Consider the following 9,723-nt stretch of genomic DNA (forward strand, 5'->3'; position numbering starts at 1 on the left):
TCAGCCGACCTTCGGCTTGTAGATGAGCTTCTTGTTGACGAACTCGTCGATGCCGTAGGCCCCGAGCTCGCGCCCGACACCGGAGCGCTTGGTGCCGCCGAAGGGCAGGTCCGCGGCCGAGCCTTGCGCGGTGTTGATCCAGACCATGCCGGTGTCGAGGCGGTCGGCGACCTCCTCGGCGTACGACGGGTCCTCGCTCCAGACGACGCCACCGAGCCCGAAGGGCGAGCTGTTGGCCAGCTCGACCGCCTCGTCGGCGTCGGCGACCTTGTAGACCACCGCGGCCGGCCCGAAGAGCTCCTCCTTGTAGGCGCGCATCTCCGGCGTCACGTCGGTCAGCACCGTCGCCTCCATGAACGAGCCGGGCCGGTCCACCCGCTTGCCGCCGACCTTGACCGTCGCGCCCTTGTCCACGGCGTCCTCGATCTGGGAGAGCAGGTTGGTGAGGGCGCCCTCCGAGGAGAGCGGCCCGTACGCCGAGCTCGGGTCGGTCGGGTCGCCCGGCGTGAGGCCGGACATCGCCGCGGTGAACTGCTCCACGAAGTCGTCGTACAGCTCGTCGACGACGATCATCCGCTTGGCCGCGTTGCAGGCCTGACCGGCGTTGCCCATCCGGCCCTGGACCGCGGCCTTCACGGCTGCACCGAGGTCGTCGGCGCCGAGCACGATGAAGGCGTCGGAGCCGCCGAGCTCGAGCACGACCTTCTTCAGGTTGCGTCCCGCGACCTCGGCCACGGCGGCACCGGCGCGCTCGCTGCCGGTCACGGAGACGCCGACGAGGCGCTCGTCGGCGATCATGTCCGCGGCCTGGTCGTTGGTGGCGAAGACGTTGATGTAGGCATCGGCCGGCAGCCCGGCGTCGTGGAAGATCTGCTCCATCGCGAGCGCCGACTCCGGGCACTGCGGCGCGTGCTTGAGGATGATCGTGTTGCCGATCATCAGGTTGGGCGCCGCGAAGCGGGCCACCTGGTAGTAGGGGAAGTTCCACGGCATGATCCCGAGCAGCGACCCCACCGGCTCCTTGCGGACCAGCGCGTCGCCGCCCATCGCCGGGTTGAGCGGGGTGTCAGCCAACAGCCCCGGACCCTCCTCGGCGTAGTAGCGGTAGATCGAGGCCACCAGCCTGATCTCGCCCTTCGCCTCGGCGAAGCGCTTGCCCATCTCCCGGCCGATGATCGCTGCGAGCTCGTCGCGGCGCTCGTCGTACAGCTCGGCGACGCGCAGCAGCACCTTCGTCCGCTCGCTCTTGTCCGTCGCCTTCCAGGAGGCGTACGCCGCGTGCGACCGCGCCAGCACCTCCTGGACCTCCGCATCCGTCGCCGTCTCGAACTCTCGCTCGACCTCGCCCGTCGCCGGGTTGACCACCTGGTAGTCGCTCATCCCGCCACGGTACGTCGGCGACCTACAGTCGGGACATGTCGCTCCTGGATGCGCCGCCCACCTCCGCCCCGCGCACGGTCGCCCGGAGGGCCCTCGGGGCCATCCTGGTCTTCGCCGGGATCAGCCACCTGACCTTCGCGCGCGACGAGTTCGTCGCCCAGGTCCCGGACTGGTTCCCCGTCGCCGACGACCCGGTGGTGCTCGTCTCCGGGATCGTCGAGATCAGCCTCGGAGCCGCGCTGATCGCCTTCGGCCGCGGGCGGATCGGCGTCGGCCTGCTGGCCGCCGCCTTCTTCATCGCGATCTTCCCGGGCAACATCGCGCAGTACGCCGAGCACACCGACGCGTTCGGGCTCGACACCGACCAGAAGCGCTTCATCCGGCTCTTCTTCCAGCCGGTGCTCGTCGCCTGGGCGCTGTGGTCGACGGCCGCCTGGCGGGACCGCCCGCGGCGCTGACGCCCCGCGCGGAATGACGGAACGCACCCTCGCGGACCTACTGTGAGCACATGGTCGCCTGGACAGCAGTAACTCGTCAGCACGTGCTCGCCGCGATCCACGAGTACGACGAGGTCGGCCAGGACGAGTTCCTCAGCAAGTACGGGTTCACCCCGTCGAAGGACTACGTCCTGCGGCACGCCAGCAACAGCTACGACCCGAAGGCGATCGTCGGCGCCGCGCTCGGCTACGCGACCGGCACCGCGGCGACGTCCGCGGACTTCTCCGGCGGCAAGACCGGCCCCGCCAAGGTGCTGCGCAACCTCGAGTTCGACGTCCTCTCCCCGGAGAAGGCCGAGACCGCCGAGGTCGTCCCGACCACGACGATCGCCAACGCCCGTCGCACCAACGGCATCGAGCCCGTCGTGGCCATCTGCCCGACCTGCTTCCTCGCCCTCTCCGCCAACGGCACCTGCGACAACTGCGACTGACCGGCCGCGTCTAGGACGCGATCGCGGCGATCCCGGTCAGCAGTCGGTCGACGTCGTCGGCGTTCGTGTACGGCGCCAGCCCGGCGCGTAGCGCTCCGCCGTCCCCGAGGCCGAGCCAGCGCGACGCCTCGATCGCGTAGAAGTTGCTGGCCGGCGCGTTGACGCCGAGGCCGGCCAGGTGCTCGTAGACCTCCCGGTCGCTGCGCCCCTCGACCGAGAAGTAGACGGTCGGCGTACGTCGCGCGGGCGCGCCGTGACGGCGTACGGCGTCGATGTCCTGGAGCCCGGCGAGCAGCCGCTCGAAGAGCCGGTCCTCGTGCTCCTCGAGCGCCCGCATCGACTCGAGCACCCGGGTGCGGCGGTCCGGCGCGTCAGAGGCGAGCCCCGCGATGTAGTCGACCGCGGCCGTCGTGCCCGCGAGGACCTCGTAGGGCAGGGTGCCGAGCTCGAACCGCTCCGGCACCCGCTCCGTCGCGGGCAGCAGCTTGTCGGGGTGCAGCCGCTCGAGGAGCTCGGGGGCGGCGACCACGATGCCGTGGTGGGGCCCGAAGAACTTGTAGGGCGAGCACCCGAAGAAGTCGGCGCCCAGCGCCACGACGTCGAGCGGTGCGTGCGGCGTGAGGTGCACGCCGTCGACGTACACGAGCGCGCCCACGGCGTGCGCGGCCTCGGCGATCGCGGGGAGGTCCGGACGGGTGCCGAGCACGTTGGAGGCGCCGGTGACCGCGACGACCTGCGTGCGCTCGGTCAGCTCGGCACGGACGTCGTCGACCGAGAGCTCGCCGGTGCCGCGGTCGAACCCGACCCACCGCACCTCCGCCCCCGCCGACTCCGCCGCCTGCACCCAGGGGCGGATGTTGGAGTCGTGGTCGAGCCGCGTCACCACCACCTGGTCGCCGGGCACCCACTGCCGCGCGAGGGCGCGGGAGACGTCGTACGTCGCCTGGGTCATCGACCGCGCGAAGACCACCCCGTCGGCGTCGCAGCCGAGGAGGTCGGCGACCGCGCTGCGGGCACCGACGACGACGTCCTCGGCCCGGCGCTCGGTGGCGGTGACCGTGCCGCGGTTGGAGAGCCCGGCCGTCATCGTCGCGGCGATCGCCTCGGCGACCTGGCGCGGGACCTGGCTTCCGCCGGGGCCGTCGAAGTACGCCGTACCGCCGTCGAGGGCCGGGAAGTCGCTGCGCACACGCGCGAGGTCGAAGGTCATGGCGCCATCATGACGGGGACGGCTCAGCAGGGCACCGGCGGCGCCAGCGCGACCCGGAGCCGCTGCAGGCCGTAGTGCACCCGGGTGCGCAGGGTGGCGGGGTTGATGCCGAGGTCGTGGGCCACCTCGCCGCCCGGCCGGTCCAGGACGATCGTCTCGACGACGGCCCGTCGCTGCTCCTCGCTGATGGCCAGCAGCGCCTCGCGCAGCTCGGCCCGCAGCAGGAGCCGGTCGATGTCGCCGGTGTCGTCTCCCTCCTGGACGCCCGCGTCCCCGGGCGCGACCGGCGGCCGCCGGGTGCGTGCGCGGACCAGGTCGACCGCCACGTTGCCGGTGATGGTGAGCAGCCACCCGGTGAGCGGGCCGACGGCGGGGTCGAAGGTCGAGCAGGCCCGCCAGGCCCGGGTGAACGCCTCCTGCACCGCCTCCTCGGCGAGGTGCGGGTCGACGACGATGCGCCTGGCCCGGGCCAGCATCCGGGGGTGATGCTCGGCGTACGCCCGGGCCAGGCCGTCCTCGGTGCACAGCCCGGCGCAGCCGCCGGGACGGCAACCGCTGGGGGTGGGGTGTGCGTCCATGCCACCCAGGCTCGGCCGGGTGGCCGGTCGCCGGCATCGGCAACGGCTGCCCATCCGAACGCGGTGGACTGCCCATCCGAAACAGCGGTGACGCGCCCACGCTGCCGGTGCCACGATTGACCGGTGGCGCTTGACCTCCTGGAGCGGCAGGGCGAGCTGCGGACGCTGACGGCGCTCGCGGCCCGGGCCGCCACCGGCCACGGCGCCACCGTCCTGGTGTCGGGCGAGGCGGGCATCGGCAAGACCAGCCTGCTGCGGTCGTTCGCCGAGACCCTCCCCCGCGGGACCCGCGTCCTGGCCGCCGGCTGCGAGGACCTGCTCACGCCGCGGGCGCTCGGCCCGCTCCGCGACGCCGTCCGCGGGTACGACGGCGCGCTGGCGGCCGCCCTCGCCGGTGACCCCGGACCGGACGCGGTGTACGCCGCGGCGCTCGACGACCTGGCGGCCGCGCCGAGCGTGCTGGTCGTGGACGACGCGCACTGGGCCGACGGCGCGACCCTCGACGTGCTCCGCCTGCTCAGCCGCCGGATGCCGGACCTGCCGGCGCTGCTGCTGGTGACCTACCGGGACGACGAGGTCGTGGGCAGCCACCCGCTGCGCAGGGTGCTCGGCCGGATGACCGGCGCCGACGTCGTCCGCCTGCGGCTCGACCGGCTCAGCGCGGAGGCCGTCGGCGAGCTCGCGGCCGGCGTCGACATCGACGCCGAGGAGCTGCACCGGCTGACGCTGGGCAATCCCTTCTACGTCACCGAGGTGCTCGCCGCTCCGGAGCAGGAGGTGCCTGCGACCGTCGTCGACGCGGTGCTGGGCCGGGTCGGGCAGCTGAGCGACGACGCCCAGCGGGCCGTGCAGCGCCTGGCCGTGGTGCCCCGAGGCGTCGAGCTCGGCCTGCTCCGGACGCTGCAGCCGGACCTCACGCCGATCACCGAGGCGGAGGCCGCGGGGGTGCTGACCATGCGGGGCGACCTGGTGCGCTTCCGGCACGAGCTGGCTCGCCGTACCGTCGACGCCTCGTTGCCCGCGAGCCTCTGCGCCGAGCTCAACGCCAACGTGCTGCGCGCGCTGCTGTCGATGCCGTCGCCCGATCCCTTCCGCCTGCTGCACCACGCCGTCGCCGCCGGTGACGACGACGCGGTCGTCACCCACGGGCTGGTCGCGGGGCGTACGGCGGCGCGGTCGGGCGCCTACCGCCAGGCCGCGTCGTGCTTCCGCCTGGTGCTCGACCGGGACCCGCAGCTGCCGGCAGAGCGACGGGCCAGGCTGGCCGAGGCGTACGCCTGGGCGCTGTCGCACAGCAACGAGCTGCACGCGGCCGCCGCGGCGGCGCAGGACGCGGTCACCCTGTGGGAGCGGGCGGAGGGCGGTGGCGAGTTCGTCCGGGCGGTGGTCACGCTCTCGCGGCAGCTCTGGCTGACCGAGCGCACCGCCGAGGCGCGGGTGGCCGCCGTCCGCGCCCTCGACCTCGCGCGCCGCCAGGGGCGGTCCACGGACCACGCGCTGGCGCTGGTCAACCTCGGCGGGCTGCTCGTCGTCGTGGACGACGAGACCGCCGGGCTCGTGCACCTGGACGCCGCCCGCGAGCTGGCCGACGAGCTCGGGGCTCGCGACATCGGGGTGCTCGCCCGCAACTACACCGGCTCGGCACGGTTGCAGCTCGGCGACCTCGGTGGCCTCGACGACCTCCACGCGAGCATCGAGATGGCCCGCGCCGACGCCCACCACGAGGGCGTGCTGCGCGGCTACTACAACCTGGCCGAGGGGACCTGGCGGCTCGGCCGGTACGACGAGGCGCTGGCGTTCATCGCGCAGGGCGAGGAGTACGCCCGGGACCGCGACTTCCCGGTCCACGCCTACATGTTCGAGGCGCGGCGCTACCGCCGGCTGGCGATGCAGGGCCGGTGGGCCGAGGCCGTCGCCGGGCTGCGCGAGCTGGTCGACGGACGCGGGGACCCCGGCATGATCGGGCGCGAGACGCTGCCGGTGCTCGCGCGGCTGCTGGTGCGCCAGGGCCACCCCGACGCTCCCGCACTGCTGGCCGAGTGCGTCCGGCACGCCGAGCGCGCGGACGTCCTGGAGTGGCTGGTCCCCACGGGCGTGGTCGTGCTCGAGGACGCGTGGCTGCAGGGACGCCCCGAGCTGGCCGGCCACTGGCCCGAGCTCCTGCTCGCGCGGACGGACCGGCCGGGCTGCGACGTCCAGCGCCGCGAGGTACGCCGCCACCTCGCCCGGCTCGGGCACCCGGCCGGGGCGCGCGGCGACGGGTCGGCCGACGGGGACCCGTACGAGCAGGCGCTGGACCTCCTGGAGTCGGCTGACCCGGCCGTGGTGCAGCAGGCGATCGGGGTGCTCGACGGCCTGGCCGCGCGCCCGGCCGCCGACCTGGCCCGGGCGCGGCTGCGCGACCTCGGCGTACGACGGGTGCCGCGTCGGCCCGCGGGCGAGGTCGTCGAGAACCCAGCCGGGCTGACCGCCCGACAGGTCGAGATCCTGCGGCTGCTCGCCGCCGGCCTGTCCAACGGCGCGATCGCCGATCGCCTCGTGCTCTCCACCCGGACGGTGGACCACCACGTCGCCGCCGTGCTGGCCAAGCTCGGCGTGCACTCCCGGCACGAGGCCGCCGCCGAGGCGACCCGTCTCGGCCTCGCGTGAACATCGCGCTCCTCGCCGTCGTGCCCCTCCCGACAGACACCTGACTGATGGGAGCAACGACATGTCCGTGTCCACGTACGTGGAGGAACCGGCCGGCTGCGGCGCGGTCACCGTCCGCCTGGCGACCCGGGACGACCACGCCGCGATGCGCGCGGTGATCACCGCGGCGTACGCGCAGTACGAGATGGCGGTCGGCCCGGAGGCCTTCGACCGCTACCTCGCCGACCTGCTCGACCTCGACCTGCACGCGAGCCACGGCCCGCTGGTCGTCGCCGAGGTCGACGGGGTCGTGCGCGGCTCGGCCGCGTTCTACCCCGAGAGCGCCGCCCAGGGCCTGGGCTGGCCCGCCGGCTGGTCGGGCGGCCGCGCCCTCGCCGTCCACCCCGACGCGCGGGGCCACGGCGTCGCCCGGGCGCTGGTCGCGGCGTGCGAGGAGCTGGCCCACGAGTACGGCGCGCCGGTCTTCGCGTTCCACACCCTGGAGCTGATGACCGACGCGATCCGGCTCTACGAGCGGCTCGGGTTCGTCCGGGCGCCGGCGTACGACCGCGACCTGCTGCCGCACTTCGGCGTCACCGCGGGCCCGCCGCTGCGCGCCATCGCCTACCAGCGGACGTTCGCCGCGACCGAGCGCCGGCCCTCAGGACTGCAGCTGCTGCGACCCGATCACTGAGATGAGGCGCAGCTTCTCGGCGCTCTCGCTGCCCGGCACGGCGGTGAAGACGAGCAGCCCCTGGGACTGGTCCAGGTCGAAGAGGGTCTGGCAGTAGACCTCGACGACGCCCACCTCGGGGTGTCGGATCCGCTTGAACTTGGTGTGCTTACCGCCGACCTCGTGCTCGGCCCAGACCCGCGCGAAGTCCGGGCTGGTCGCGAGCAGCTCCTCCACCAGCTCCTCGGCGCGCGAGCCCGCCCCGTCGCGGGTGTAGGCCGCGCGCAGGTCGGCGGTGAAGATCCGGCCGTGGAGGTCGTGGTCCTCCTCGGGGTAGAGGTCCCGCGAGGAGGGATCGGTCCACCAGCGGTAGACGACGCTGCGCGCCAGCCCGGCGTACGACGTCTCGTCGCCGACCAGCGCGACCGCGGGCGGGGTCTGCAGCAGCGTCTCGCCGAGCCCGTTGACCACCATCGCCGGGGTGTCCTGGAGGCGGTCGATGACGCGCATCAGCCCGGCGTCGACGTGGTCCGTGCGCAGCGCACGCTGCGGGGCCGCGTGCCCGCCGAGGCGGAAGAGGTGGTCGCGCTCGTCGAGCGAGAGCCGCAGCCCGCGGGCGAGCGCGGCCAGCATCTGCTCGGACGGCGTGGTGCTCCGCTGCTGCTCGATCCGCGAGTAGTAGTCCACCGACATCCCGCACAGGGCGGCGACCTCCTCGCGGCGCAGACCGCCGGTACGCCGCCGCGGCCCGCGCGGGAGACCGACGTCCTCCGGCTGCAGCGCCTCGCGCCGGGTCCGCAGGAAGTCGGCGAGCTGGGCGCGGTCCATCACAGGTTCATACCACCGGATGCCTCCACCCTCTGGCCGGTGACCCAGCCCATGGCGTCCGAGGCGAGCGCCGCGACCGCGGCACCGATGTCGTCGGGGTCGCCGACGTGGCCCATCGCGATCAGCCCGGAGAGGTGGTCGCGGACCTGGTCGCTGTCGCGCAGGTAGCCGCCGCCGAAGTCCGTGCCCGTCGCACCGGGCGCGATCGTGTTGACCGCGATCCGCCGCGAGCCGAGGGCCTTGGCGAGGTAGCGCGTGTAGACCTCGATCGCGCCTTTCATCGAGGCGTAGACGGCGTACGAAGCGTCGCCGGTGAAGCGGGTCAGCCCGGTCGAGGTGTTGATGATCCGCCCTCCGTCGGCGACCAGCGGCAGCAGCTCCTGGGTGAGCAGGACCGGTCCGGTGAAGTGGACCGCCGTCATCTGCTGCACCTGGTCGGACGTCGTCTCGCCCAGCGGGGTCTCCAGCATCGCGCCGGCGTTGTTGACGAGGACGTCGAACGTGTCGCGTCCCCAGTCCGTCAGACCCCGTCGTACGTCGTCGGCGAACGCCGCAAAGGTGTCGGTCTCGGTCGTGTCGAGACGGTACGCCGCGGCCCTCCGGCCCAGCGCCTCGATCCGCGCGACGACGTCCTGCGCCTCGTCGGCATTGCTGCGGTAGGTGAGGATGACGTCGACGCCGGACGCGGCGAGGGCGAGCGCCTCGCTGCGGCCCAGGCCGCGGTTGGCTCCGGTGACAAGGGCGATCTTCTGAGTGGTCATGCCTCCACGGTGCCCCGGTCGGCGGACCGGATGAAGGCCGCGTCCATCCCGGGACTCAGAGTCCCTGGATGAGGCGATCAGGCGGGCGCGACGACGGTGATCCCGACCTCGGCTCCGGCAGCTGCCAGACGGTCGTCGTACGTGACCAGGAAGTCGACGTCGAGTCGCAGTGCACCAGCGAGGTGCAGTGCATCGAGCGAGCGCAGGTCGCGTCGCGGCATGGTCCCGGCTTCCCGGTAGGCGGTGTCGGCGAGCGCGTACAGCTCCACTCCCGCGAGAACACCGGTGACCGCCTGCTGGCTGAGGCCGAGACGTACGGCGAGCCGGCGCAGCTCGGTCTCGAGCAGCAAGGTCGCGACAGGTCGTAGAGCCGGCTGATCGAGCCACCGCGCCAGCGCCACGGACTCCGGCTCGGCGACGAGCAGCTTGGCCGCAGCGGACGTGTCGAGGTAGCAGCGGGTCACAGGCGTTCGTCACGCAGCGCGTCGAGCTCGCCCTGCACCGTGCCCTTGAGCTCCACTCGGGGGAGATCGGAGAACCCGCCCTGCCGGCGCGCCGGACGGACTCGCCGCAGCTCCGGCGTCGGGTCGGAGACAGGGACGAGTCGGGCGACGGGCACGCCGGCGTTGGTGATCGTGAACGACTCGCCTGCCTCGACCGCACGCAGCACCTCACCGCTGCGGTTGCGCAGCTCGCGATGACTCACCGTCTCCACCTGGTCAACGTAGCACGCGTAG

11 protein-coding genes are annotated in these 9,723 nt (G+C 73.5%); 4 read left to right on the top strand and 7 right to left on the bottom strand.

Annotated elements, in window-relative coordinates; translation table 11 throughout:
- Nucleotides 1–1,380, bottom strand: a complete 1,380-nt coding sequence (locus ABEA34_RS06780; RefSeq protein WP_345520481.1) for an NAD-dependent succinate-semialdehyde dehydrogenase — start codon at nt 1,378–1,380, stop codon at nt 1–3.
- Nucleotides 1,381–1,415: 35 nt separating this feature from the next.
- Between ABEA34_RS06780 and ABEA34_RS06785 the strand changes: the two genes are divergently transcribed.
- Nucleotides 1,416–1,838 carry a DoxX family protein gene (locus ABEA34_RS06785; protein WP_345520482.1) on the top strand — a complete coding sequence of 141 codons (423 nt, stop codon included), beginning with the start codon at nt 1,416–1,418 and terminating at the stop codon, nt 1,836–1,838.
- A 50-nt stretch (nt 1,839–1,888) separates the two neighbouring features.
- Entirely contained in the window at nt 1,889–2,308 is a 420-nt protein-coding gene (locus tag ABEA34_RS06790; protein ID WP_345520483.1) for a ScoMcrA-related endonuclease, read from the top strand.
- Between the two features lie 10 nt (nt 2,309–2,318).
- Here ABEA34_RS06790 and ABEA34_RS06795 read toward each other — a convergent pair whose 3' ends face one another.
- Nucleotides 2,319–3,518, bottom strand: coding sequence for a cysteine desulfurase-like protein (locus ABEA34_RS06795; RefSeq protein WP_345520484.1), 1,200 nt, complete (start codon nt 3,516–3,518; stop codon nt 2,319–2,321).
- Nucleotides 3,519–3,541: 23 nt separating this feature from the next.
- Nucleotides 3,542–4,096, bottom strand: a complete 555-nt coding sequence (locus ABEA34_RS06800; RefSeq protein WP_345520485.1) for an RNA polymerase sigma factor — start codon at nt 4,094–4,096, stop codon at nt 3,542–3,544.
- A 123-nt stretch (nt 4,097–4,219) separates the two neighbouring features.
- Between ABEA34_RS06800 and ABEA34_RS06805 the strand changes: the two genes are divergently transcribed.
- Together ABEA34_RS06805 and ABEA34_RS06810 are read left to right on the top strand one after the other, a co-directional pair.
- Entirely contained in the window at nt 4,220–6,745 is a 2,526-nt protein-coding gene (locus tag ABEA34_RS06805) for an ATP-binding protein (RefSeq protein ID WP_345520486.1), read from the top strand.
- Nucleotides 6,746–6,806: 61 nt separating this feature from the next.
- Complete coding sequence (locus tag ABEA34_RS06810; RefSeq protein ID WP_345520487.1) at nt 6,807–7,418, top strand: GNAT family N-acetyltransferase; 612 nt, start codon at nt 6,807–6,809, stop codon at nt 7,416–7,418.
- Here ABEA34_RS06810 and ABEA34_RS06815 read toward each other — a convergent pair.
- The 4 genes from ABEA34_RS06815 to ABEA34_RS06830 all read right to left on the bottom strand — a co-directional run bounded on the left by ABEA34_RS06815 (nt 7,386) and on the right by ABEA34_RS06830 (nt 9,692).
- Nucleotides 7,386–8,225, bottom strand: coding sequence for a helix-turn-helix transcriptional regulator (locus ABEA34_RS06815; RefSeq protein ID WP_345520488.1), 840 nt, complete (start codon nt 8,223–8,225; stop codon nt 7,386–7,388). The two genes, ABEA34_RS06810 and ABEA34_RS06815, sit on opposite strands and share 33 nt — an antisense overlap.
- Nucleotides 8,225–8,986 carry an SDR family NAD(P)-dependent oxidoreductase gene (locus ABEA34_RS06820; RefSeq protein ID WP_345520489.1) on the bottom strand — a complete coding sequence of 254 codons (762 nt, stop codon included), beginning with the start codon at nt 8,984–8,986 and terminating at the stop codon, nt 8,225–8,227. Before ABEA34_RS06820 ends, ABEA34_RS06815 begins: the two co-directional genes overlap by 1 nt.
- A gap of 77 nt (nt 8,987–9,063) precedes the next feature.
- Nucleotides 9,064–9,450 carry a type II toxin-antitoxin system VapC family toxin gene (locus ABEA34_RS06825; RefSeq protein WP_345520490.1) on the bottom strand — a complete coding sequence of 129 codons (387 nt, stop codon included), beginning with the start codon at nt 9,448–9,450 and terminating at the stop codon, nt 9,064–9,066.
- The gene (locus tag ABEA34_RS06830) at nt 9,447–9,692 is read right to left on the bottom strand and encodes a type II toxin-antitoxin system Phd/YefM family antitoxin (RefSeq protein WP_345520491.1); all 246 of its coding nucleotides are present in this window, start codon (nt 9,690–9,692) and stop codon (nt 9,447–9,449) included. The genes ABEA34_RS06825 and ABEA34_RS06830 overlap by 4 nt, the downstream gene beginning before the upstream one ends.
- Nucleotides 9,693–9,723 lie beyond the last annotated feature (31 nt).

The sequence above is a fragment of the Nocardioides conyzicola genome, from assembly GCF_039543825.1.
Taxonomy (GTDB): domain Bacteria; phylum Actinomycetota; class Actinomycetes; order Propionibacteriales; family Nocardioidaceae; genus Nocardioides; species Nocardioides conyzicola.

Excerpts from the sequence above, each read along its gene's own strand:
- ABEA34_RS06795 (WP_345520484.1), bottom strand. The coding sequence starts at position 3,518 with ATGACCTTCGACCTCGCGCGTGTGCGCAGCGACTTCCCGGCCCTCGAC.
- ABEA34_RS06810 (WP_345520487.1), top strand. The coding sequence starts at position 6,807 with ATGTCCGTGTCCACGTACGTGGAGGAACCGGCCGGCTGCGGCGCGGTC.
- ABEA34_RS06815 (WP_345520488.1), bottom strand. The coding sequence starts at position 8,225 with ATGGACCGCGCCCAGCTCGCCGACTTCCTGCGGACCCGGCGCGAGGCG.
- ABEA34_RS06790 (WP_345520483.1), top strand. The coding sequence starts at position 1,889 with ATGGTCGCCTGGACAGCAGTAACTCGTCAGCACGTGCTCGCCGCGATC.
- ABEA34_RS06785 (WP_345520482.1), top strand. The coding sequence starts at position 1,416 with ATGTCGCTCCTGGATGCGCCGCCCACCTCCGCCCCGCGCACGGTCGCC.
- ABEA34_RS06800 (WP_345520485.1), bottom strand. The coding sequence starts at position 4,096 with ATGGACGCACACCCCACCCCCAGCGGTTGCCGTCCCGGCGGCTGCGCC.
- ABEA34_RS06820 (WP_345520489.1), bottom strand. The coding sequence starts at position 8,986 with ATGACCACTCAGAAGATCGCCCTTGTCACCGGAGCCAACCGCGGCCTG.
- ABEA34_RS06780 (WP_345520481.1), bottom strand. The coding sequence starts at position 1,380 with ATGAGCGACTACCAGGTGGTCAACCCGGCGACGGGCGAGGTCGAGCGA.